This window comes from Vibrio sp. 2130-1, from assembly GCF_033339515.1.
In genome coordinates this window covers 307,485-330,719 of record NZ_JAWOUT010000003.1, presented here as the reverse complement: position 1 = coordinate 330,719, position 23,235 = coordinate 307,485, and the positions used below count along the sequence as shown (strand labels likewise).

Below are 23,235 nucleotides of genomic sequence, written 5' to 3'. Positions count from 1 at the left end.
GGCAAGAGTTTTATTCAACAATTAACACATCATTTACAAATGGACATGTCGATAATGATCTTGGGATACGCAGCTATATTAACGACCTTACTGCTTTGGTCTGGTTTCTTTATTTCTTTAAAAGGGGGCGCAATTTCTGCCTTGCAGCCAGCCGATATCGCGTTAGTTCGCTTTCTCATCCCAAGTATAATTTTATTACCATTTGTGATTAAGCATAAACAGTCGCTGCGCGTCGTGCCTAAACGCTACCTGGTTGGTGTTGTGGTTGGAAGCGGCCTTCCCTATCTTCTGGTCGTCGGAACGGCTATGCATTTCGCTCCCGTGGCGCACGGCAGTGCATTAGTACCTGGCACTTTGCCATTGTTTGTTTCTGCTATCGCGGTACTTTGTTATCAACAGTCGCTGAGTGCTCACCGCTTAATAGGGCTTTCTACGGTGTTGTTAGGGATTTTCGTATTCCTTCTTTCTAATAGCGGCGCAGAGTACAACTGGTCTCAATTACAAGGGCATATCCTGTTTCTAACTGGCAGCATCATGTGGGCTGCTTTCACCATCAGCGCTCGTGTCGCCAATCTTAATGCACACGTTTGTGCAGGATTCGTTGCAATTGCGTCTTTGGCTCTGCTCATCATCGCCGTTGGTTTCGGGTGGGTAGACAGTTATTTGGTGGTAACACCGTTCAGCCAGTGGCCATGGGAGGAGTTATTTGGCCACGCGATGCTACAAGGTGTTGGCGCAGGTTTAATCGCTTCTTTCACTTTCATTTATGCAATTAGGATCATCGGTGCCGAAGCCAGCGCAGCTTTTGGTTCATTAACTCCAGTCGTCGCGACACTTCTTGCCGTTCCAATTTTTGGTGAACAACCAGATTCTCTCACTTGGTTAGCGCTGATGTTGGTCACATGCGGCAGTATTGTGGCAAGCCAAATCTTTATGAAAGGTGGAATGAGCCAAACTTATCGCCCACCACTTCACAGATAGCGATGATTTTACAAAAACTTATGCCTTACTATCTTGAATAACAAAATGGCGTTTTGATAGCCTCAGCTTAACTAAAAATTAAAACGCCAATGTGATGCCAGCCACTCATACTAAAGATGAACTGCATAGGTTTCTCAAACCGGGAATGAAACTTTCTACTAATTTCGAATTTGGGCCTAAGGATCAATATACGTATTCCACCACTTATCTTGGGATGAAAGAAAATGCTTATTTGATTCTTGATATACCAATGCGTTTGCTTGAAGAGCAAGTGATGAGAAAACTCCCCAACGCCGATATCATCGTGCGTGGAGTATCAGATACGGAGTTAGGCCATGTCATTGCGTTTAAGTCCAGCGTGCTGACGACGACCGTTCGACCATCCCCCCTTTTGTTTATCCGCATTCCAGGAACATTTGCAACCAAACCAGTTCGGGAACATGAGCGTTACAAGTTGCAAATGGACTGTAACGTTATTCATGCAGGGAATGTCTACGACGGTAGCCTTATCGATTTTTCTCTAGCAGGTGTTGGTATATCAACCTTGATTGAGCCCGAATTCAACGTGGGTGAGAGTGTTACCATCGAATGCCCGTTAAGCCACTATATCGGAGAAGAAAATCGATGTGTCATTGCCAACATTAAGAAATTGGTGAAGGGATGGGTAGTTGGAATTAAGTTTGCCAGTCCCATTGCGATGACTCACGAACTAAAAACAGAGTTACTGGAGCAATCCTTTCTAACCAGTAACGTCTGAACTTACTGCTCGCTAAAGCGCGTCGCCTCAAAGCTGTTGAGTATTCTGTGAACCGTATAGGTCACAAGCAGCGTCGCAACAATAGCAAACAAAATACTGCTCACGCGATACAGCGCACTGAACATTAAGTCACCATCCGGAGTAAGATATTGGCCGAACAAAATGCCTAATGTGGTTAAGCCGCCAAATCCGGCTCCCGAACCGCTAGACTCTTTCACGTGCATATAGCTGAACATCATAGCCCCAATCCAAAGCAATGGGACGATAAACAATAAGGTATCCGACCAATCGTATAATACAAGTTGTCCGACGATACCAAAGGTCACCCCCATCAAGGTCCCCATTGCTCTTTTTCGCGCATACCCTAAAGCACCGTTCCAATGCATAGGAAACAATAAAAGCAAGGTTGTCGCCTGAGCAGACATAGAGTCACTGAGGTCAAATAGCTGGAATACAAGGAAAGACATTGTAGCGATACTCGCCCCCATAAGGGCTTCATGACGCATGCGATGACTCTGTTTAGGCTGCGACGGTTTCGCTGGTGGCTGACGAGGTTCCGCATCGGGAATCAAAAATGTCACCACATAAGCAACGATCACTGAAATAACATTCGCTTGCAGGTTGCTAAATATTAGGTCATTTAAGTCAGTGGTTGGATAACTAGCAAAATGCAGCATGATGCTTAAGCTCAGTACGCTGTTCGCTCCAAATAAGAACAAGCTCCCTTTTGACATACAGGCGAATTTATATAGGAACAACCCGAATGCAATGATTGTCATCATGCCTGGGTGCCCACCAAATAACCCACCAAGCACACCAACTTCTAATCCACACACAACCGCTGAAAAAATCAGTTGTCGTGCGGCATGTAGACTCATGACTGGCACCATTCCAAGTAACAACATCGGGGTTACAGTAAAGAATACGCCATAGTTCCAACCAAATACTTTACATAAAGTGAAACCAATAGTCGCACCAGTTGCAATGCGCAAACACTGACGGAAGTCGTTTTCCGACATGGGGTGGTCCCATAACTTCATATCGCCTCCTCGTTAATAAATATAATGAAGAAGACTCAAGAATTGGATCTGGCATCTCGCTAACCAGCCAGATAATGCGTTTTCTGGCAGCAACTGCACGGTTGCTCGTGCCCCTGCTGGAAATGCACGCTGCTGAGGCTCATCGATAGCTAAATGTAAACGTAAGCGCTGCGCGTCTCTCACCCAACGGTTTGAGTCAGTTGGTGTTGCTAAGCGACCATCCGCATCGAACTGACCCGAGCTGACCCCAGCATCCACACTCGTAATACGAGCTTCAAATACATCACCAGGCAAGCTATCAAAAGCCACTAACGCACGGCTGTTCTGATTAAAGTGTCGTAAACTCTTTTCACGAAAGTCGGCAATGATATCCACGTCATCGGAGACTAAAGCGACAAGAGGTGTACCAGCTGCCGCATAGGCCCCCGTCTCCAGCTGCAAGTTAGCGACAACGCCATCATGTTCCGCCGAGACTTGAGTGTAAGACAGATTAAGTTCCGCTTGTTTTAGCTGGTTTTGCGCTACGCGGATATTCACATTCGTCGCGCCTAAATCACCGCGGTTTACTTCCAACTCTTTTAAACGAGCACGTGCGGCCAGTAAGTTCGCTTTAGCTGCCGTTGCACTGCTCTGTGCGTCATCGCGCTGCTGTTGCGAAGTACCATTACGGTGAAACAGAGTATTAAGACGTTTTGCTTCGCGAACTTTTTGTTCCGCCACGATTTTGCTCGCTTCAACGTCTGCTTTTGCCGCAGCAATAGAAGCATCAAGTTGTTCGTTGTTTTGAATCACACGCTCAAGGTTAAGTTGAGCCTTTTCTACGGCGAGCTGATAAGGCTGGGGATCAATCTGAAATAGTAGATCGCCTTGGCTTATTTCTTGGTTGTTGGCAACATAAAGATGCGTAATCTGCCCACTCACACGGGGGGCCACTTTAGTTACCACACGCGTTGCCATTGCCTGAGGCGTCAACGGCATGGCGAGATCTGCAACTAGAAAATAGGCAAAGACAAGGACAAACGCGACGCAAGAATATTTGATCCAACGTGCGAATTTTTGATCTGGAGTCATAGGCGTTTACTTCTCTTTTTATTCGGTTTTCTGACTTATTCGCTAAGTGAATCAAGCGCATTGTGAGCAATCTGATCAAGAATCAATGAAAGCTGCTGAAGTTCCTGGTCGTTGATGTCCGTTAGGAGCTTGCTTCGAACTTGAAGAATTCGAGCCTCCATTTGCTTTAGTAGGGTTTTCCCCTCTTCTGTGAGGCTAACAATACGTGCTCGCTTATCGTGTTCACAGCAATGGCGAACGATCAGAGATTGCTCTTCTAATAATTTTAATGTTCGCATCAACGACGCTAACTCGATCTCAAGCGCTTCAGCCAAATGCTTCTGACTGATGTTGTCACCCATTCGATAAAGCTTCCATAACGCAGTCCAACGCGGATACGTTAGGTTTAAAGGCTCTAACTCGCGATCTGCAACCATTTTCCACAAACGAGCAACACGAGATAATTTTTCAGCCAGAGAAAGGTCTCGCAAACTGTTGATGTCTTGAATCATAAGATCTACCCAATTACTTAGCGTGCTAAGTAATATAAAATAGTTAGCACGCTAAGTAAATATCTTTTTGTGATTGAAATCACGTTGGGTGTGTCAGTGAAGGGGCAGAAATCTAAGTAACACAACACTATGTTTGAACTTGAAATGCAGCGATGTACACAACAAACGTCGAGACCAATAAAGTCTGATTTGTATAAGAGTAAAAGGGTCAGATACAAAAAAGCACAACCCACTGTCATGGTGTTGTGCTTTTCAGATAATGAATAATTGGGTTATCTCGTAGTGAGCCAATTATTCATGTTCGCTCGACTAAGAACCGCTGCTTAAAATCCACAAATGCTTCATGGAGCGCATTTTCTTTAATCGGCTTGAGAAGCACGTAATTCGCACCCGATTCCATAAAGGCGTCACTGGTTTCTTTCGCGGTGTCAGCAGTACACGCATAAATTGGCGTGCCTAGTTTTAGCTTTTGTCGGATCTCTTTGGTCGTTTCAATTCCACCAAGATGCGGAAGTTGGTTGTCCATCAGTATCAAATCGTAAGTATGATCTTTTAAGAATTCCATTGCTTCTAACCCATCTTTCGCCCAATCAACCTGCATTTTGTACTTGTTACAAAACGCTTTTAGAATGAACGCGTTAGTATGGTTATCCTCTACCAACAACACTTTGAGACTCTCTGCAAATAGTTCACCTGGCTTAACACGCAAACTCGAATCAAGAGGGGTGAGTACTCGCTCACGATCTTTCACTGGCATTGTAATGACAAAAGTCGTTCCTAAACCTTTCTGACTGCGGACTTGAACATCACCTTCCAGCATGTCGACAAGGCTCTTCACAATGGTCAGCCCTAAGCCACTGCCACCGTATTCTCGAGTCGTTGTTGCTTCTTCTTGAACAAAAGGTTCGAACATTTGGTCGAGTTTGTCAGACTCGATGCCGATACCTGTATCCGTAATTTCCACGACCAGCACACTATTGTCAGCGCCATAGAACTGCTCAAGTTCAGCATGCAAGCGCACGCTACCCGAGGGCGTAAACTTCACAGAATTACTGACTAGGTTGAATAAAATTTGGTTCAGACGAACTTGGTCAGTAAAGATTTCAACATTGGGATCTATTTTGTTTTCAATGACAAGGTTGACGCCTTTACTTTCACAAATAGGACGATAAATGTTTTCTAACGTTCGAATTGTATCAGTGAAAGAAAACGGGTGCTTTTGGATATTAAACTTACCCTGCTCAATCTTCGAAAAGTCCAAAATATCATTCAAAACAGCAAGTAAGTGCTCACCACTATGTCGAAGTACGTCAATTTGGTTATTCTGCTCTTCTGTTTCCACAGAGTCTTTTAGCAATTGAGCAACCCCTAAAATTCCATTGATTGGCGTTCGGATCTCATGGCTCATTTTAGCCAGAAAGTCGGCACGGGCTTGAGCAGATTTCTCTGCTTCTTTGCGCGCCAAGTTACTCTGTTTTTCCGCCTCAATTAGCGTGGTTATATCCTGACCTTGAACAATAATACCGCTAATATCTCCATCAACTCGAATCGGCGATAAGTTCCAGCGATATACTTTGTCTCCAATTGGCACATTAACGCCTGTCAACGTAGCTCCCTGAGCCGCCATGCGAAGGTGTGGCATCAACTTTTCTTTGAAACCTTTGAACACTGGGTGCATGGTTTCAACATCGTTTTCCATGACTAACTCTTTGCGTGCTGCCGGATTGATTTGGACAAGTACACCCGATTCAGACCACACCATAATAGGTGATAACGCAAAGTTAAACAGGTCGCGGAAAGACCGCTTTTGTGCTTCAAGCTCTTCAAAAGTGTTTTCTAGTGTCGAACCAATATGATCGAATTCCTCAATATCTGACCCCTCAAAACGCTCAAATCCTTTTTCTTCACGAGCCGAGCGGGTATATGCCATCAGGGATCCTAACTCTTCAACTACTCGATTCTCGATCCATTCTTTAGTCATCAGCGCAATCATGACCATACCGATAACTGAGGCTAGCATTGCTAGCAGGTGTTGGATTTGCAATGTCACCACGCTCTGATTGTCTTGCACAGTAAGCAAGCACAAGTCAGTCTCGGCGGCATTTACCTCAATAGGGGTTTTGATGATCAATAATTGGTCAAGCTTGTGCTGGGACTCTCGTCGTTTGAGTACGTCAAATATTTGATAAGCCTCATCTCCTACTAATGAGCTTGCCAATGGTGTGTTGTTAGCGACCAACACAACATTGTCGACGTTGCCTTCATTTTTTAACCTTTCCATCAACCCAAAGTTATTATCTAAAACAACAACATTGTAAGAGTACCCCATCACTTCACCGGTTTTAGGTTGTAAAACGGGTACGCGACGAAGTAACAGATGGCGAGTTCCCATCGGGGTCTGTGAGGGTAGATAATACCAGTTGTTGCTAAAGGTCACCTGACTGGCAAGTCGGCTAAGTATCAGATTGTTGATGCCATAGAAATGCGCGTTGCCATCGTCCCAAATAATACCTTGATGATCGGTTAGGAAACGAAACTCTGGTGTATGGGAAGGATCACTCTGGTCAATACTCATGAAAAAGTAATTGAGTGCCTCTTCATCACGTTCTGTATAAAAATCCAATACAACATCACTTTTCGAATTGCTGTTGTGATGAATCTGAATCGCTGCAAAATGGCTATCAAAAATGTTCAGGATCAGGGCAGAGGTCTGCTGCTTGGTTCGGTCGACTTCCTGCCAAATAATCTGCTTCGAGAAGTAATAACTCTGAACAAAGATGCCTAGAATGATCGGAGCAAGTACGAGAATAATTATTTTGGTAATAAGCGTCGACAGTGAGCGACGCTTTCTTGTTTTTGATGTAGTTGTCATCAATTATCTGAGTATCTAAATGCACGTTTTCTTAATGCTTCAATTCTTTCTGGAGAGTCCGATTTGGTAACGACTTCAAAATCACCAGAGTAAACGGTGGGAACTGGCTTTCCTTCTAAATCCCACTTAATGGCCTCAGCCATTGCAATACCTGTATCATCGTTCATACGCATAACGGTAACGTCTAACTCCCCTTTAGAAAGCGCCTCTAACTCTGCTGAACCGCCGCCCCAACCATTGATCATTACATCGTCACGACCTAACTCTTTAAGAGCGTCAACAGCACCTAATGCTACATCGGTAGAACACGCGTAAATGAAATCAACGTCCGGATACTTCTCCAAACTGGCTTTTGCAGCTTCATACCCAGATTGCTTTGTTGCTTTGGTGTAGTAAGCAGATTGTAGTTCAAACTGGTTATCGCGGTTCACTTGGTTGATAAAAGTGTTGCCTCTGATGTCACTAATGTAGCCCTCCGAGAAATAGAGAACACTATAGTGGCTATGTTTAGGGAAACGCTTGCCAAACTCAACGGCCAATTCACGACTTCCTTCTGCGTGGTCGAAACCAACATAAAGAAACGGCTGATGATGTTCCCAATCCCTAACAGGTGTGGTGATATTTTGTAAAATTAACTTGGTTTTCTTTGAATCTAAGACATGCTCAACAAACTTACGATGTCTTGTGGTATCTAGAGTAAAGATCAAGTAATCGGAGTTGCTTTTCAGCGCCTCCATTAAAGACAAACTTTGCTGCTTTATATCTGCATTAGGACGAGTAAACACTTGATTTAGTTGATAGTCGATATCAAGCTTATCTAGGCGTTTTTCAAACGCATCGATGTTTCGAATCCAATAATCAGAGATCTGCTGCCCTGGATAAACAACAGAAATTTTCAGTGGACGCTTTTTGTCTTTTGCTACGGGTACAGGGGTTTCTCTTACCACTTCAGCCAACGCACTAGTTAGCTGCTTCTGTTGTGGAAACTGGTCTAAAAACTCTTGATATGCCCAATACCCATTAAGAACTTGGGTGGCCTGCACATTCGGCGCAAAAGCGGCCATTGAAATCAGGGAGAATACTAACGCTTTTTTCATCTACTGCTCTTTTAGCTTTTTTATGAGCCTAATTCAGCTCTATTCATTACCTAGCCGAGTCATCCTATACTCTTGTAATCTACCTTCCTCTTAGTGCCTGTTTCAATAGTAAATTGGTTCTTGGTCTGAGTGGATGCAAATAAAGTACATTGAGTCGCTTCCTTTGTCTCGATGACGTAGAGACATTTCGCGCTTTTCATACTCAGGACCTTTAAACAGAACACCAGCCCATTATGCGTCAGTTTATTCCTACATGGTACTCCAAAAACAAAAAGAAACCGCCAATGTGACATAGGCGGTTTCCGTGTATCTTTGCGTAGCAAGGGCTTATCAGAGTGCCACTATCTCTAACATCATTTGTTGATGTTCGTCGACGACAATATTTGCTTTTGACATAACGAGCAGCTCTTTTTTCGCTTTAGTTAGTTGCTTAATATAGTACTCTGCTCGCATGGCAAGCGTCTTTGAGTCAAAATCCGATGACCATTCCAATACCAAAGGGCCTTTTCCCTTCAAAGCTTTCGCTCCTTTTCCGGTTTGGTGCTGATTGAATCTTCGTTCAACATCATTGGTAACACCACAATACAACGCGTTGCGGTTATTTCGTATCAGGTAGACACTCCAACGCTGCGTTGTATTTTCCATCATGAAAGCAGTGACTCAACCTTAGCTTTTAATTCATCCAGCTCTTCTTTCAGCTGAGCGACTTCGAGCTCTAGCTGACTTACTCGATCGGAGCTCGAGCTTGCAGCAGACACAGGCGCTGCAAGTTCGGACGCATCAACATCACCACAGAACAAATGCATATAACGCGACTCCCGCTTACCAGCCTCACGTGGTAATTTGACCACTAATGGTCCTTTCTCTTCGCTTGCTAAATGCTCAAGGACCGTTTCCACTTCTTTTACATCATGAAATGTCGCGAGACGATTAGTACGAGTACGAATTTCCCCAGGTGTTTGAGCACCGCGCAAAAGCATACAGCATACAATGCCCTTCTCCTGCTCTGTCAGCTTTAAATCACCAAATTCCGTATTACAGAAACGGTGTTGATACTTGCTGACGCGGCTGTTGAACGCACTTTCGTCACTGACGAGCCTGCGCTCAATAAGAGCATCAACGGCATCGAGTACGTCTGACTCAGAGAGTGACATCACGGGATCACGGTTGCTTTTTTGATTACACGCGTTGGTTAATGCGTTTAGGCTGAGGGGGTAAAGATCTGGGGTAGTGACTTCTTTTTCGATCAAGCAACCAATAACTCGTGCTTCAATTGCCGTTAGCTCAACTTTCATAATGCATTTCCTTATTATTTTTGCATTTGACTTTGTACCTAAATCGCTTCGAAATCATACGCCATAAATTCACACAGCAGTGCAAGAAGCGTTAGCGGTTCAGGTGTTGGTGTCAGGCTAAAGCATAGCGTAAGACCTGACACCCCTTACGAATAGGGTCAGGTATCAATGCTCCGAGAGAATCGGCACTCTCGTCAAATTGCCATCTTGGTCGACCATCATTATTTTTGAACGATTAAGCTCAACTTCGATGATTTCGAGTTGCTCGCGAGCGTTGATATACGCCGTTTTTAACTTTTCAGCCACAGAGCGAGTGACTTGCTCATTATCTTGACTATTTACTTGCTCCGCAGTGTTACCAGAGTCCATATCAAGTTCATCATTTTGCATTCAATGGTGTTGATAATATAGTGAAGGCCACGTTATGACAATGAATCGATGGATTCTACAATGTTGGCCAAAACTCGAAGAAAGCAGCACGATTATATGGACACAACGCAATTGGTTGAGAAATGTTCAACTCTGCATTGCTATTGATCTAAAGACTGTTATGCCACTGGATGTTGTGCTTTAATCGAGGAAGATATTCATAAAATTAGGAAAGAGAACTATGAGTAGCGTATTTGAAATCGTTAACCAAGCTCGTCGTAAAAACAAACTAAAACGTGAGCTTCTTGATAACGAGAAGAAAGTTCGTGATAACCGTAAACGTGTTGATCTTCTAGAAAACCTTCTAGACTACATCAAACCAGAAATGACTCACGATGAAATCGTCGCAATCATCAAAAATATGAAAGCAGACTATGAAGATCGTGTTGATGACCACATCATTAAAAGCGCTGAGATCTCTAAAGCACGTCGTGACATCAGCCGTCGCATTCGTGAGCTGACTGAAGAAGACAAGCAAACTAGCGGCAAAAAATAAACGCGTAAGCTAGATTTTCGAACCCCGAGCAAGAATATCTTCCTCGGGGTTTATTTTTGTCTCTAAACTAACCGCCGTGTACAATCAATCTAACTCTTATTTCTAACGCATTCAGCTTTCTATGTCTTCAACTACGACAAGTACACAACCAACGCTTGCAAAACAATTATTTACGATGACCTGGCCAATGCTTTTTGGCGTTCTGTCTTTAATGAGCTTTCAGCTTGTGGATAGCGCGTTTATCGGTCAGCTCGGCGTTTTACCGTTAGCCGCTCAAGGTTTCACTCTGCCTTTGCAAATGGTCATTATCGGCATTCAAGTCGGTCTAGGAATCGCAACGACAGCGGTCATTTCTAAAGCTCTTGGAGCGAATGAAAGTCGGTATGCCAAACAACTTGGCGGATTAGTATTGATGATCGGCTCAATTGGTGTCGCTATTTTTGGCGGGCTAATTTGGCTTTTGCGCTACCCCATTTTAGCTCTATTAAGCGCTCCAGAATCTGTTATGCCGATAATCGACAGTTACTGGCCTTGGTGGTTATTAAGCTCATGGACTGGTGCGGTTTTGTATTTTTATTACAGTATCTGCCGAGCTAATGGCAATACAATGTTACCTGGCACAATGATGATGATAACCAGCGGCGTGAACCTTGTACTCGATCCGCTATTTATTTTCACGTTTGACTTGGGTATTAACGGAGCGGCAATAGCAACCATCGTCGCTTTTGGGTTTGGTATTTTAGTCGTCGCTCCTCGCGTGAAGAAGAATCACTGGGCAACGACACAATGGCAAGATCTTAACGTAGCCAAAAGTGTTGCATCTATCGGTAACATTATGGGCCCCGCGATGATTAGCCAACTGCTGCCACCGTTGTCTTCCATGCTAGCAACAAAATTATTGGCAAGCTTTGGAACCGCAGCAGTCGCCGCTTGGGCGCTTGGTTCACGCTATGAGTTCTTTGCTATCGTTTCGGTCTTGGCGCTGACAATGTCTATGCCTCCAATGGTTGGACGCTTACTTGGAGCAAAGAACTATGAAGATATCCAAAGGCTCGTCAGTATTGCCGTAAAATTCATTCTAGGTTTCCAACTTTTGATTGCTGCCATTACATTTGCCGTCGCAAACCCACTCGCATTATTGATGACAAGTGATGTGCAAGTGGAGCAAGTCTTGGAAATGCATTTACTGATAGTGCCGATCAGTTTGGGTTCATTAGGGGTTTGTATGCTAATGGTTTCTCTTTGTAATGCATTAGGCAAATCTTACACCGCGCTCACCATTTCAGCGCTGCGCTTGTTTGTCTTTTTCCTACCGTGCTTGTGGGTTGGCGCTCAAATGGATGGAATCCGAGGTTTACTCTTAGGCGCTTGTATCGGCAACCTGTTAGCTGGTGTTTCCGCATACCTAACCTATCGCCAAACCATACGCAAACTCGCAGGCGCGCAAGCCAACGCACAACAATGAATAATCAGAACTAAGCCCCTGAAGTGGGGCTTTATCGTTTTGACGCCTTGTCTAAGTTGAAATGTTAGCTAGGCGAGTTTTAATTCACTAAAGAGCTCAAATAACTGGTTCGATTTATACGGCTTAGGTAAATAAGCATCCATGCCTGCCGCAAAACAGTTGTGGATGTCTTCTTCCAAAACACTCGCAGTGAGTGCGATAATCATCGTTTTTTCACGTCCTGCTTTCTTTTCCCAACGACGAATTTCTTTCGTCGCGGTCAGTCCATCCATCACGGGCATCATGCAGTCCATTAAAATTGCATCGAATTCTTCTCCCTTTGTGATGGCTTCTAACGCTTCTTGACCGTTGCTTGTTATCAAATAGTCATAACCTGCTTTATCCAGAAAAAAACTCGCTATTTTCTGGTTCATCAAATTATCCTCCGCAATTAAGATCCTCCGATGAGAGCGCGACGCTCGATATTCAGAGCTGACAACATTATTGGTGACATTGTCACTTGATATAGTCTTTTCAACCTTAGCTAAATCATCAATGACATGCTTAAATCGATTGCCAAGGAAAGGTAATGTGAGTACGGCATGTACTTTTTCTGCATTTTCGTAGGGAGTGGATAAATGATGCTGGCAAATAATCACACGGCGAAGATCGTAATTAAAGGATAGATTATCCAAGATTTCATCGGTATTAGCGTCGTTACTGTGGCACAGAAATATGACATCAAAGTCATCATTTATCGCTTGCACTTCATTCACATTATTAACACCAAAGAGATTGATTTTCGCTAAGCGACACTCTTTTAATACTTGGTCGGCGTAGTCGTAATTTGAGCAGATCAAAAGCCCTTTATTAATCACCTCCGAACGCCAGCCAAACACCGGAATTGCTTCAACCTCAATCGAGAATTCAAAGCATGTGCCCACTCCTTTTGTAGATGTTGCTACGAGCTTGCCCCCCATCATCGACACAAGCTGACAACAAATTGCCAAACCCAACCCTGTACCGCCAAATTGCCTCGACACTCCTTCATCTTCCTGAGTAAAGGGTTCAAAAATCGTGGTTAACTTATCTTGATCAATGCCTATTCCGGTATCTTCTACTTTAAACGTCAGCACTCCACGTTCTTTCTCAAGTAACTCCTCATAACTAACATCAACGCATACATGCCCACTTTCGGTAAACTTAACCGCATTCGATACCAGATTCGTAACTACCTGTTTGACACGATGATCATCGACCATCACGCGAATGGGGATATTTTCAGCTAAATTAATACCTAACTTTAGCTGTTTAGATGTTGCTTTGGATTGGAATAAAATCATCGACTGATACACGACTTCTCGGATATCCGCTTCTACTAGTGACAGCTCCAATCGTCCAGACTCGATTTTAGAGAGATCCAATATATCGTTAAGTAAAGTAAGCAGCGTTTGAGATGAGGAGTCAATGTCATCAACAACTTCTTGTTGATGCGAAGACAACTCACTTTGAGAGAGTATTTCTGTCATGCCCATGATCCCGTTAAGGGGCGTGCGGATTTCATGTGACATGTTGGCAAGAAACACAGATTTTGCACGATTAGCCGATACTGCTGACTCTTTTGCATGCAGTATTTCTTCAGTTTGTCTCTGCATTTCTTCAACCACTCGATTCACTTGCTGAGCAAAAATGGTCAGTTCATCACTTCCATCAACTTTGACTTTTGTTTGCTTCTCTTCGGAGTTGATCAACGCGTTTAAAGTATGAATGATCGCATCGAGTTTGCTGTTAACGCGGAACCAAGTACTAAATCCGAGCCAACAAAGCAGGATAACCACTAAGGCAACGCCAAAACTGATCATGGCTATATTGGCCTTTTGTTCATGAACCTGCGTGAGAAGCGACTGCTCAGTTTGTTTGGTGAACCCATCGATGAGCACTTGTAAGCGCTGCACACGAAAATCGAGTTCTTTTAAATACGCGGCGTAGTCACTTTGTGACATGTCTCCTGACATTAATTGTCCGCGAGACGCCAAGTTTCTCTGATATCTCGGCGAAGTAAACAAGCCAAGCAATTTATCCACTTGCTCGTATGACCCACCTAAGTTTAAAAACGCATCCAAATTTTGCTGCTGTCGGTCAATCGCCTGATAAAACATACTTTGACTTAGCCGACTCTTAGGGTCTTGGACTAAACGGTTCGTCAGCCAAGCTTCTTTCTGTGTCCAAAAAGAGAGCTGAGCAAGGTAGGCAATAAAATTTTGCATGCGAATGCCATCGTCACTGCCATACCATTGATGATTTTGCAACAAAGAGCGCGACATATTTTGGAGCTGTTGAAATGCCCAATCACCCAGGTCGTCCATCTCACTCAATCTACCTGACAATACCCCCAGCATGGCTTCTTTCAGTTCATCAGCATACTCAGCAGTATTAGGGTTACTCACAAACTTTTGATGCAAAGAAGAAATAACTTCACCTTGTTCTTCAATATTAATGGCTGCAGAGACTTGAAGATCAGGCTGTCGGCGTACTTTCTCTATGGAGTAAATAAAGTGGGAGGCCTTGGATATCAATTGGAAACCTTGAATATTGCTAACCGTTTGATTGAGACGGCTCACGCGCAACGCATTATCAGAAAACTGCTGAACTGCAAATACCACGATTACCACAGCGGGTAATAGTGCGAGGAGTGCTAAGCGTGTTTTTATTGATAATCTCAACATCCATCAGCCTAATGGTTGATTTCATCCGTTTATTTAATATTAGACTAGTTTCCCGCATTGAAAGGCATATACGACATTGTTACTTTCAAACAACATTCACCTACCTAGATTATGGTTATTGTGAGTGTTTTATCATCGGCTAATGAAGTGGCAATTGTGATTTAAGTCATATTTTTTGATCTTAAAGTTGGATGCAAACAATAAAGTTTCACTCACAACTAAGAGTCGCATCACTTTTCAGGAAATCATCTATTGTATGTTTACCTATTGAGTTGCCTTATCGAGTCAAATCACACAAAAATGCAAAATATCCATTTTTGTCAACAAAACTAATTTGAAAGCAAACGTTATCATCGCAAAAAAAGTAAGTTACTTTCTAAATGTCAATACGTGAAAACCACTGCTTTAGTCACATTAATCCACCACTAACGTCCCCTTAAGTAGTGTTTTACACTGGATTTAATTTTCCTAGCAGAATAAGGACTCCGACCTTAGAATCCGCACACATAACTATTACAACCCGATTACATAACCCACCACACTCTTGCACGCTGCCGAAGAGGCAACAACAGAGAGTATGGTTAGCCCCCAAAACGTGAAAGGTCTAATACAACAATGAGTCCAGAGAAATATCTCCAAGACTGGCAAACTAGCCAAACGATTGCTGAATCTATTTCCCCTCTAATTGGTAAGCTATATCGTCAAAAAGGAATCGAAGTGGTTCTGTTTGGTAAAACGCTTATTAATGCTACTACTATAGACATTCTCAAAACTCATCGCGTTGCAAGACGTTATACCGGTAACCCACTTTCGCTTGAGCACACGATGCCTATTATTCAAGCTCTTTGTGAAATGAGCATTTCTTCATGCCGTGTCGATGTTGGCCAATTGGCAACTATGTACTGGAATGAACATGACGATACAAGCTCTCTAAACGATTTCCTTATCACTGCACTTGATGGCGCTCGCGACGCAGATTCTTCATTGAAAGCGCGTGATGTGGTTCTTTACGGGTTCGGTCGCATTGGTCGACTACTTACTCGCCTTCTCATTGAGAAAAGTGGTCCAGGTTACCCACTAAGACTACGTGCGATTGTGGTTCGTGGCGGTAAAAAAGGCGATTTGGAGAAGCGTGCTAGCTTGCTGCGTCGTGACTCAGTTCACGGTCAGTTCAACGGTAGCATTGTTATCGATGAAGAGCGTAAAGCACTGATCGTTAACGGCAACTACATCCAAATCATCTACGCAAATAACCCAAGCGAAGTGGATTACTCAGCTTTCGGTATCAATAACGCGCTAGTTGTTGATAACACAGGTGTTTGGCGTGATTCTGAAGGCCTGAGCCAACACTTAGCGTGTAAAGGCGCAGAGAAAGTACTGCTAACAGCACCAGGTAAAGGTGACATCAAAAACGTTGTCTTCGGTGTAAATGAGTCGGTAATTAAAGAAGATGACACCATCATCTCTGCGGCAAGCTGTACAACAAATGCAATCACGCCAGTCCTTAAGGCTCTGAACGATAAATATGGTGTTCTTTCTGGCCATATTGAAACCGTGCACTCATACACAAACGACCAAAATTTGATCGACAACTTCCACTCTGGTGACCGTCGCGGACGTAGTGCTTCACTAAACATGGTTCTGACTTCAACAGGTGCGGCAAAAGCAGTTGCTAAAGCATTGCCAGAGCTTGCAGGCAAGCTAACAGGCAACGCGATACGCGTACCGACACCAAACGTTTCTATGGCAGTCGCTAATCTAAACTTAGGTGAAGACGTAGACCGTGATTCACTGAACGATTACTTGCGTGAAATGGCGTTGAACTCTGAGCTTTCGGCACAGATTGACTACACCGATTCAACAGAAATTGTATCAACTGACTTAGTTGGCTCTCGCCATGCAGGCGTCGTAGATGGTCAAGCGACTATCGCACAAGACAAGCGTTGTGTACTTTACATCTGGTACGACAACGAATTCGGTTACAGCTGCCAAGTTGTGCACTGTATGGAACAAATGATGGGTGTTCGTTACCAAACATTCCCTCGATAGGTGAACTTTGCTCCACAACGTTAACCACATAGCGTAGCGGACAATATCTCATATTTGTTCTAAATAATAAGCGCCATGCGCATTACTAATATTTTTCCCCGTTTATACGCCTGATCACCCTCAGGCGTTTTTTCGTTTCATTCATTTGACACTCTCCGGACAAAGTGAACGTCAGCATTCATGTTTTGTTCATGTTCACAGCATTAATCTGAGCACATAAATTACAGAGAGGTCATGATTATGAATCGGATTATTGTAACTGCACTAGCACTGATTACCGGCTTTTTTACGTTAGTATTTAGCTTGATCATTGCGATTCCGTTGACCATCGCAGCATTAATTACCGGCAAGCGTATTGAAAAGCGCGTCAAGAAAATGCAGAGAGAAATGCACGAAGAGTATGAGTTTAATACAGGTAAAGCAGATGCGATTGAAGGTGAATTTGAAGAGGTTCGCCGGTAAGTAAATAAGATTTAGATGAGTTTCTCTCCCCCGACCGCTCCTGAGAAACTTCTTGCTTTCACCCTGTCCTTAAAATGGCAGGGTGCTTTTTTGAAAAGCACAATGTTGAATAAGCACCTAGCGGTTTATTGCTTTATCTTTTTGTTGTAGGAGGCTGTGTAACCAGCCTCCCATAAATCACCATCGACACCAGAGTATGGGTTGGATTCTTTCGGAGCGCCGCTTAGGCAAGCATCTTTGCCTTCCTTCTTAATTTCATCGATGTGATTTAAAACAAAGTCAAAGTGTTTAGGATCAGCCTTTTGTAGTAACCCGTACAAAAGGCCAAAGCCAAGCATCGTAAATACAAACAGTTCAAAAAACACCCAAATGCTCTTTGTTGAAAAGAATATCCAAGCAACGCTGCAAACACTGGTCAAAATTACTACTGGAGCTAAATCTACTATTCTTTGCATATTGCTCTCACCTTCTAAACGGTCATGAAGTCTCTACCCCTTTCATAGGGTAAGTAAGAGGAAAGTCCGTTTTTATCCAATAAAGCACTCTCGACTTAATATGCGACACTGTTAGTATTAACGTTAAGTGGCTATCGTTCTCATTATAACAATGCGTTGGAAAGTAGCTTTCACAGCAAATGAGAATATGAACCAAAGTAACACTATTGATAATATTAATTTTAGCAACGTTTAGCGTCAGAATTACGTAAATTGTGTAAGGGTTACTGAGAGTAGACAAAAAAGCAGCCACACGGGCTGCTTTTAGTATTTCTGTCTTGCGAGCTTGTCTATACCGTTACGACCACTCTAAGAGCCAGCAGCATGAGTACTACCCCTGACAAACGATCAATCAACACTGCCTTAGAGCGAATTCTGTCAACGACTTTAGAGCTCGATAGCACTAGGGTAATAAAGGTGTACCAAAGCCCATCCACAACAAACGGCGTGGCAACAATGATCATCTGATTACTCAAATCATTACCGAGTGCGACAAACTGACTGAATAATGCGATAAAAAACAAAGCAATTTTGGGACTTAAAATCGAGATAAAAAAGCCTTCTCGCGCAGACTGGATTACCGTTGTCTCCTCACCTGACTCCAACTTCGCAGCCACACCACCTTTTGAACGCAAAGCATTAAACCCTAAATACGCAAGATATGCCGCACCCACAAGGCTAATCGTCTTGAACAGCATCGGGCTTTGCTGCAAAACAACAGCGAGACCAATCAAGGTAATAAACGCATATATACCAATGCCAAACGCATGAGCCCAAGCCGTAGCTAATCCATTGATACGTCCACCAGCCAACGAGTGCTTAGCGACAATAGCTAAGCTGGGACCTGGTGACATAGCCCCTAATAAACACACGGTAAAAAGTGATAACCAAACTGTTAGTGTCATAAGAATTTCCCCTCTTTGAAGCTCACTCTATCAACGGAAGAGGTATAATTAGAAATCAAAGTTATTCATACTAATCATGACTTCAAGTCATAGCTAAACGATGTACGTATTAGCGAATGGAATATTCAGAGATTTGCATTACTGAGCGAATCTCTTCTCGCACCCATTTATGCGCAGGATCCGTGTCGTATTTGGGATGCCACATTAACCAATATTGATGAATAGGTGTTTCGAGTGGTAATGCTTTATGGGTTAAGTCCCAATGCTTAGCGAGGTTAACGGCAATATGTTCAGGAGCCACCATCAGGTGCTCGCTTGCAACTAAGCGATTGATCGCAGCAGAGAAGAATGGAACCTTAAAGGTAACGTGGCGGGTGTGCCCTAGCTCTTTCAATGCTAAATCAGTGTAGGAATCTTTGTCTCCGCCGCCAGTCACTTTGATGTGTGAATATGAAATCAAGTCTTCAATACTGATCTGGTCCTGCTTTGCTAACGGATGAGAAGATTTCATCAAACAAACTGATGAATCCTCACCAATTTTAACGCTCGACACACTCTGTGGTTTTTCTGGATACATAGAAGACGCGATATGGATGCCCGTCTCATGAAGTTTATCAAGAAAGTTGGGTTGCCACAGTCGGTACGCCATATCTAGCTGTGGCGCTTGTTCACCCAAGTGAGAGGCAATATCGGGCAATACGTATTGCGCCACGTAGTCACTAGAAGCAATAACAAGCTCACCTTGCCACTGCCGCGGCTCAAAAGGTTGGTCATCGAGTAAATGGTCAAACTCAGCCAGTAATGCATCAAGCTTTGATTTTAACGCTATTGCTCGTGGCGTTGGTATCAGTTGATTACCTTGACGAATAAGCAGTGGGTCACCACACAGATCGCGCAATTGTGCAAGCTGTCGACTGACGGCAGACTGCGTAATGTGCAAACGGTCTGCGGTCCGGCTGACATGACACTCCTCTAAAAGTACATGCAAGGATCTAAGTAGATTCAAATTAATGTTGTTTAACATATTCGCTCAGAAGGGTTTTCAACATAGCATCCATTCATGGTCACTTCACAAACAGGTTCCCAGTCGTGTTAAAGAATTCAGCTAAGACGGTATGAGTCATCAGGTTTCGAAGCTCTGGATATCGTTGAATTTGATCTCTGATTTCGTTCAAGCGAGCCATCGTAGGCACTTCGACAAAAACCATCATGTCCGTCTCACCGCTGATCGCATGACACCATTTTACGCCATCAATTTTGTATAACTCGTCCGCGTATGATTCGCAATAATACGTAGAGGTTGATTTATCGAACTTTAAGGCAAAATAGGCGCAAATCGAATCCCCACCCGAAGGCGCAATTTCAGCGTGATACCCTAGAATCACTTTGTCATGCTCTAGCTTACGAATACGGGCCGTTACCGCAGAACGAGAAAGGTTTACTTTATCCGCAATTTCAGTCACCGACAGCCGAGCGTTGTGCCTGAGCAGATCCACAATCTTATGATCAAACTTGTCCATACCGTTACCAAGCTTTCCTTATTTTTCTCATTCTATACCGATTCTAACTGCATAAGAAACCAACATTTTGTTGGAATTATTTAAAACAACCGTCATATTGACGGTTTAGTAAATCATTTTGTTATTAACATTTTGGATATGCTATTTGGCGGGCATGAGATGAGTGCTGTTATCCATTTCAACAGAAAATAGATAACACATTGAAATCAAATTCCCACCTTAAGTACTCAGCACATAAATAGCATCGCTTAAACACATAAAACGAAATAACCAGAAGCCACAAGCTTTTTCGCAATAACCCTCATAACATTGGATGAATCAATTCGCATGGAAGAGCTCAAAAAAGACATTTCACTCACATCAGGTATCGCACAGTTATCCACCACATTAATGGGAACGGGGCTGTTTATGATCCCGGCTATCGCAGCAGGTATAGCTGGCCATTTTTCACTATGGGCTTGGATTTTATTGTTCATCGCGATTTGTCCTATTGCGCTGACTTTTGCTCAACTGGGTAAACGATACCCCAACGCGGGCGGAACAGCCTTTTTTGTACGCAAAGCCTTTAACGCCAAGCTGGAAAGTAGTGTCGCTTGGCTATTTGTTAGTGTCATTCCGGTAGGGGTTCCGGCCGCGATTGCACTCGCCGCAGGCTTTCTACAACAAATATTGCCAGAGCCTATTAGCAACAATCTGTTTGCACAAGTTCTCACGGTAGTACTTCTTGTGTTCGTCAACTTGATGGGCACAAAATCATCAGGTCATTTACAAACTCTTATTGCTTTGAGTGTCTTCGCACTTGTTGGCGCATTTTTATGGAAAGGCGACGTTAACAGCGCCGATCTTGTGATGCCCGCCATCACACAAGAGTCAATTTGGCCTATTACCGCAGCGTTAGGCGTGATGTTCTGGTGTTTTGTTGGCATAGAGGCTTTTGCCCATATGGGGGAAGAGTTCAAAAACCCTCAAAGAGATTTCCCTATTGCCATTGTGGTCGGTTGTTTTGTAGCAGGGGCTACCTATTGGGCATGCTCTGTCGTTATTTTAAAATTTGGCGCGTATGGTAACGCTCAATTTGATAACGCATCCATCCCCTGGCTTAGTGCCCAACTACTAGGCGATGGAGCCAAATGGATAATCAGCTTGATAGGTTTCTCCGCTTGTTTCGCGAGCGTTAACTTATACACACAGAGCCTAGCGCGAATGGTCTGGGCTCAAGCTCGTGAACATCGTCCTTCTAGTCCACTAGCCAAGATTTCGCGTCGTGGTGTCCCTTTCTCAGCCACCATATTAGTTGGCGGTATATTATTGATATCTTGTGTGATAGGAACCCTATCACAGCTCGATCTGGAGTTTTTCCTAAAACTCGCAAACAGTGTATTCGTTCTGGTTTACATGTTGGCGATGTTAGCCGCTTTTAAATTGCTTCGAGGATTTGGTAAAACACTTGCGGGACTGTCCCTACTGCTTTGTACCGGTGTTTTTATATGTTTAGGCTGGTCAATGTTTTATGCACTTGGCATTTTTACTCTACTTTTACTGCCTTGGAAACAGTGGCGACATAAGCGACAAACACGTGTAGTTGAATAGTCATCGCTTCCCATTTCGAAATATGTGAGCTAAACGTTGGATACCAGCGTCTATGTTCTCTAACGCGATATTGCCGTAACCAAGCACGGCACCATGCCAGTGACGTGCTTGAAAATCTGGGTGTTCATAATAGCTCAAAGGTCGCAAGATGATCCCTTCATGCTCTGCTAGTTTTATAAAACGCTGCTCATCCATACCGTCTTGCCATTTCAACGTAACATGAAGCCCCGCCGCTTGGCTAACGACGCAAACACGGTCGCCAAAATGCTGTTGAATGGATACATGCATCTGTTCATGCTTAGTTTTGTACAGTCGACGCATTTTTCGAATATGACGTAATAACCCACCTTCAGTAATAAAGTCTGCCAATGCTTCTTGTGTATGCGTCGGCGAATCACCACTTAACGCATCCTTAACCACTAAGCATTGCTCTACTAAACGTTCAGGAACTACAAGGTAGCCAAGCCGCAATCCGTTAAACATCACTTTACTGAAGGAACCCACATACAACACACGATCATCTCGACCCATTTGAGCTGCTAGCCCCTGTAAGCTGGTATAGGGACGATGAGCAAACTGAAATTCGCTGTCATAATCATCCTCGATGATCCAACTTGATTGTTCGACCGCCCAGTTGATGATCTTTCCTCTTTGCTCGGTATTGAGTGTGGTACCCATCGGATATTGATTACTTGGTGTAATATACAGCGCATCGGCATCGCTTGAGGTCACCGCTTCCACATCAAAACCTAATTTCTCTGTTACGAACAAAGGCTCAAATTGATAGTTTTGGAACTGAATCAACTTCCGCATTTGCGCGTAACCTGGTTGCTCCATCAGAACCTTATCACCTTGTTTGAGCACTACCATCGTCGCAATCGACAACGCTTGCTGCGCCCCAGAGGTAATAATAATGCGCTCTGGAGAACAATTCACTGAACGGCTAGATGCAAGGTAGTCAGCTAAAGCACAGCGTAATGTCCAACTGCCCTGAATATCTTGGTTCCCCAACAAGCAAGTACGAGACATATGGCGAGTGAGTAACTTTTGCCATTGCGCCATCGGAAATGCGTCCAAATCCGGTACACCCGGTGCAAATGCGCGGTTGATATCAAAGTGAGCTTTCGGTGATGAGTCTCTCTGAACTGAACTAGGTTCAGGCAAGTACTGCTCTGGCAGTTCTACGGCAACATAAAAACCAGAACCTTTTTGGCTGTTCAAGTACCCTTCCGCCACTAACTGTTCGTAGGCAGAAATCACGGTATTCCTACTTAGATTAAGCTCTTGTGAAAGCTTCCGCGTAGAAGGCAGCTTCCCATTCTTCATCCACAGTCCTTGAACAATTTTCTTGCGAATAGCCAAAAACAACGCTTGCTGACGCGTTCCTTCACTGTCTTTTAAATGTAGGTCACCGATATCAATCAAAGACAAACTGGATCCATCCATTAGTTAAAACTGGCTCTCTTTAAGCTACCAGTTAAACGCTACATTGCAATCAAAGAATGAGGATCAATCG

Annotated in this window: 21 protein-coding genes; 7 read left to right on the top strand and 14 right to left on the bottom strand. The window is 43.6% G+C overall.

Features of this window, described 5'->3' with window-relative positions; translation table 11 throughout:
* The first annotated feature begins 54 nt into the window (after positions 1 to 54).
* A complete protein-coding gene (locus R7Q09_RS06290; protein ID WP_017635181.1) occupies positions 55 to 981 on the top strand; it encodes a DMT family transporter in 927 nt (308 codons plus the stop codon).
* Positions 982 to 1,075: 94 nt separating this feature from the next.
* A complete protein-coding gene (locus R7Q09_RS06285; RefSeq protein WP_054576118.1) occupies positions 1,076 to 1,738 on the top strand; it encodes a flagellar brake protein in 663 nt (220 codons plus the stop codon).
* 2 nt (positions 1,739 to 1,740) lie between these two features.
* Here R7Q09_RS06285 and R7Q09_RS06280 read toward each other — a convergent pair whose 3' ends face one another.
* The 8 genes from R7Q09_RS06280 to R7Q09_RS06245 all read right to left on the bottom strand — a co-directional run bounded on the left by R7Q09_RS06280 (position 1,741) and on the right by R7Q09_RS06245 (position 9,994).
* Positions 1,741 to 2,778: a DUF2955 domain-containing protein gene (locus tag R7Q09_RS06280; protein ID WP_017635179.1), complete on the bottom strand. Its 1,038-nt coding sequence runs from the start codon at positions 2,776 to 2,778 to the stop codon at positions 1,741 to 1,743.
* 12 nt (positions 2,779 to 2,790) lie between these two features.
* Positions 2,791 to 3,849, bottom strand: a complete 1,059-nt coding sequence (locus R7Q09_RS06275; protein ID WP_005373588.1) for an HlyD family secretion protein — start codon at positions 3,847 to 3,849, stop codon at positions 2,791 to 2,793.
* Positions 3,850 to 3,884: 35 nt separating this feature from the next.
* The gene (slyA, locus tag R7Q09_RS06270; protein WP_017635177.1) at positions 3,885 to 4,340 is read right to left on the bottom strand and encodes a transcriptional regulator SlyA; all 456 of its coding nucleotides are present in this window, start codon (positions 4,338 to 4,340) and stop codon (positions 3,885 to 3,887) included.
* Positions 4,341 to 4,635: 295 nt separating this feature from the next.
* On the bottom strand, positions 4,636 to 7,212 hold the full coding sequence (gene luxQ, locus R7Q09_RS06265; protein ID WP_017635176.1) for a quorum-sensing autoinducer 2 sensor kinase/phosphatase LuxQ: 2,577 nt from the start codon (positions 7,210 to 7,212) through the stop codon (positions 4,636 to 4,638).
* Positions 7,212 to 8,309 carry an autoinducer 2-binding periplasmic protein LuxP gene (locus R7Q09_RS06260; RefSeq protein ID WP_005385634.1) on the bottom strand — a complete coding sequence of 366 codons (1,098 nt, stop codon included), beginning with the start codon at positions 8,307 to 8,309 and terminating at the stop codon, positions 7,212 to 7,214. The genes luxQ and R7Q09_RS06260 overlap by 1 nt, the downstream gene beginning before the upstream one ends.
* A gap of 330 nt (positions 8,310 to 8,639) precedes the next feature.
* Complete coding sequence (locus R7Q09_RS06255; RefSeq protein WP_005373593.1) at positions 8,640 to 8,957, bottom strand: GIY-YIG nuclease family protein; 318 nt, start codon at positions 8,955 to 8,957, stop codon at positions 8,640 to 8,642.
* Positions 8,954 to 9,604 carry a YceH family protein gene (locus tag R7Q09_RS06250; RefSeq protein ID WP_005373594.1) on the bottom strand — a complete coding sequence of 217 codons (651 nt, stop codon included), beginning with the start codon at positions 9,602 to 9,604 and terminating at the stop codon, positions 8,954 to 8,956. The genes R7Q09_RS06255 and R7Q09_RS06250 overlap by 4 nt, the downstream gene beginning before the upstream one ends.
* 165 nt (positions 9,605 to 9,769) lie before the next feature.
* A complete protein-coding gene (locus tag R7Q09_RS06245) occupies positions 9,770 to 9,994 on the bottom strand; it encodes a hypothetical protein (RefSeq protein WP_005385630.1) in 225 nt (74 codons plus the stop codon).
* 220 nt (positions 9,995 to 10,214) lie between these two features.
* On the opposite strand from R7Q09_RS06245, the gene R7Q09_RS06240 reads away from it, so the two are divergent.
* Together R7Q09_RS06240 and R7Q09_RS06235 are read left to right on the top strand one after the other, a co-directional pair.
* The gene (locus R7Q09_RS06240; protein WP_005373603.1) at positions 10,215 to 10,529 is read left to right on the top strand and encodes a DUF496 family protein; all 315 of its coding nucleotides are present in this window, start codon (positions 10,215 to 10,217) and stop codon (positions 10,527 to 10,529) included.
* A 121-nt stretch (positions 10,530 to 10,650) separates the two neighbouring features.
* The gene (locus R7Q09_RS06235; RefSeq protein WP_025767935.1) at positions 10,651 to 11,994 is read left to right on the top strand and encodes an MATE family efflux transporter; all 1,344 of its coding nucleotides are present in this window, start codon (positions 10,651 to 10,653) and stop codon (positions 11,992 to 11,994) included.
* A gap of 68 nt (positions 11,995 to 12,062) precedes the next feature.
* On the opposite strand, the gene R7Q09_RS06230 is transcribed toward R7Q09_RS06235, so the two are convergent.
* A complete protein-coding gene (locus R7Q09_RS06230) occupies positions 12,063 to 14,699 on the bottom strand; it encodes an ATP-binding protein (protein WP_086047506.1) in 2,637 nt (878 codons plus the stop codon).
* Positions 14,700 to 15,314: 615 nt separating this feature from the next.
* Here R7Q09_RS06230 and R7Q09_RS06225 point away from each other — a divergent pair.
* Together R7Q09_RS06225 and R7Q09_RS06220 are read left to right on the top strand one after the other, a co-directional pair.
* Positions 15,315 to 16,748 carry a glyceraldehyde-3-phosphate dehydrogenase gene (locus R7Q09_RS06225; RefSeq protein WP_025767937.1) on the top strand — a complete coding sequence of 478 codons (1,434 nt, stop codon included), beginning with the start codon at positions 15,315 to 15,317 and terminating at the stop codon, positions 16,746 to 16,748.
* 240 nt (positions 16,749 to 16,988) lie between these two features.
* A complete protein-coding gene (locus tag R7Q09_RS06220; protein ID WP_005373607.1) occupies positions 16,989 to 17,210 on the top strand; it encodes a hypothetical protein in 222 nt (73 codons plus the stop codon).
* Between the two features lie 125 nt (positions 17,211 to 17,335).
* Here the strand turns inward: R7Q09_RS06220 and R7Q09_RS06215 are convergent, their stop codons facing one another.
* The 4 genes from R7Q09_RS06215 to R7Q09_RS06200 form a co-directional block, all read right to left on the bottom strand.
* Positions 17,336 to 17,665, bottom strand: coding sequence for a hypothetical protein (locus R7Q09_RS06215; RefSeq protein WP_005373609.1), 330 nt, complete (start codon positions 17,663 to 17,665; stop codon positions 17,336 to 17,338).
* Positions 17,666 to 17,994: 329 nt separating this feature from the next.
* Positions 17,995 to 18,609 (bottom strand): LysE family translocator, encoded by a 615-nt coding sequence (locus R7Q09_RS06210; RefSeq protein WP_005373611.1) that lies wholly within the window; start codon positions 18,607 to 18,609, stop codon positions 17,995 to 17,997.
* Positions 18,610 to 18,718: 109 nt separating this feature from the next.
* On the bottom strand, positions 18,719 to 19,633 hold the full coding sequence (locus R7Q09_RS06205; RefSeq protein ID WP_017819875.1) for a LysR family transcriptional regulator: 915 nt from the start codon (positions 19,631 to 19,633) through the stop codon (positions 18,719 to 18,721).
* A 40-nt stretch (positions 19,634 to 19,673) separates the two neighbouring features.
* A complete protein-coding gene (locus R7Q09_RS06200; protein WP_005373615.1) occupies positions 19,674 to 20,129 on the bottom strand; it encodes an Lrp/AsnC family transcriptional regulator in 456 nt (151 codons plus the stop codon).
* 327 nt (positions 20,130 to 20,456) lie between these two features.
* Between R7Q09_RS06200 and yjeH the strand changes: the two genes are divergently transcribed.
* Positions 20,457 to 21,719: an L-methionine/branched-chain amino acid transporter gene (yjeH, locus tag R7Q09_RS06195; protein ID WP_017635168.1), complete on the top strand. Its 1,263-nt coding sequence runs from the start codon at positions 20,457 to 20,459 to the stop codon at positions 21,717 to 21,719.
* On the opposite strand, the gene R7Q09_RS06190 is transcribed toward yjeH, so the two are convergent.
* The gene (locus R7Q09_RS06190) at positions 21,720 to 23,165 is read right to left on the bottom strand and encodes a PLP-dependent aminotransferase family protein (protein ID WP_318070612.1); all 1,446 of its coding nucleotides are present in this window, start codon (positions 23,163 to 23,165) and stop codon (positions 21,720 to 21,722) included.
* Between the last annotated feature and the right edge of the window lie 70 nt (positions 23,166 to 23,235).

Coding starts and splice junctions, on each gene's coding strand:
- R7Q09_RS06250 (WP_005373594.1), bottom strand. CDS start 9,604: ATGAAAGTTGAGCTAACGGCAATTGAAGCACGAGTTATTGGTTGCTTG.
- R7Q09_RS06240 (WP_005373603.1), top strand. CDS start 10,215: ATGAGTAGCGTATTTGAAATCGTTAACCAAGCTCGTCGTAAAAACAAA.
- R7Q09_RS06215 (WP_005373609.1), bottom strand. CDS start 17,665: ATGCAAAGAATAGTAGATTTAGCTCCAGTAGTAATTTTGACCAGTGTT.
- R7Q09_RS06200 (WP_005373615.1), bottom strand. CDS start 20,129: ATGGACAAGTTTGATCATAAGATTGTGGATCTGCTCAGGCACAACGCT.
- yjeH (WP_017635168.1), top strand. CDS start 20,457: ATGGAAGAGCTCAAAAAAGACATTTCACTCACATCAGGTATCGCACAG.
- luxQ (WP_017635176.1), bottom strand. CDS start 7,212: ATGACAACTACATCAAAAACAAGAAAGCGTCGCTCACTGTCGACGCTT.
- R7Q09_RS06210 (WP_005373611.1), bottom strand. CDS start 18,609: ATGACACTAACAGTTTGGTTATCACTTTTTACCGTGTGTTTATTAGGG.
- R7Q09_RS06235 (WP_025767935.1), top strand. CDS start 10,651: ATGTCTTCAACTACGACAAGTACACAACCAACGCTTGCAAAACAATTA.
- R7Q09_RS06280 (WP_017635179.1), bottom strand. CDS start 2,778: ATGAAGTTATGGGACCACCCCATGTCGGAAAACGACTTCCGTCAGTGT.
- R7Q09_RS06190 (WP_318070612.1), bottom strand. CDS start 23,165: ATGGATGGATCCAGTTTGTCTTTGATTGATATCGGTGACCTACATTTA.
- R7Q09_RS06225 (WP_025767937.1), top strand. CDS start 15,315: ATGAGTCCAGAGAAATATCTCCAAGACTGGCAAACTAGCCAAACGATT.
- R7Q09_RS06290 (WP_017635181.1), top strand. CDS start 55: ATGATCTTGGGATACGCAGCTATATTAACGACCTTACTGCTTTGGTCT.
- R7Q09_RS06230 (WP_086047506.1), bottom strand. CDS start 14,699: ATGTTGAGATTATCAATAAAAACACGCTTAGCACTCCTCGCACTATTA.
- R7Q09_RS06220 (WP_005373607.1), top strand. CDS start 16,989: ATGAATCGGATTATTGTAACTGCACTAGCACTGATTACCGGCTTTTTT.
- R7Q09_RS06285 (WP_054576118.1), top strand. CDS start 1,076: ATGCCAGCCACTCATACTAAAGATGAACTGCATAGGTTTCTCAAACCG.
- R7Q09_RS06260 (WP_005385634.1), bottom strand. CDS start 8,309: ATGAAAAAAGCGTTAGTATTCTCCCTGATTTCAATGGCCGCTTTTGCG.
- R7Q09_RS06205 (WP_017819875.1), bottom strand. CDS start 19,633: ATGTTAAACAACATTAATTTGAATCTACTTAGATCCTTGCATGTACTT.
- R7Q09_RS06275 (WP_005373588.1), bottom strand. CDS start 3,849: ATGACTCCAGATCAAAAATTCGCACGTTGGATCAAATATTCTTGCGTC.
- R7Q09_RS06255 (WP_005373593.1), bottom strand. CDS start 8,957: ATGATGGAAAATACAACGCAGCGTTGGAGTGTCTACCTGATACGAAAT.
- R7Q09_RS06245 (WP_005385630.1), bottom strand. CDS start 9,994: ATGCAAAATGATGAACTTGATATGGACTCTGGTAACACTGCGGAGCAA.
- slyA (WP_017635177.1), bottom strand. CDS start 4,340: ATGATTCAAGACATCAACAGTTTGCGAGACCTTTCTCTGGCTGAAAAA.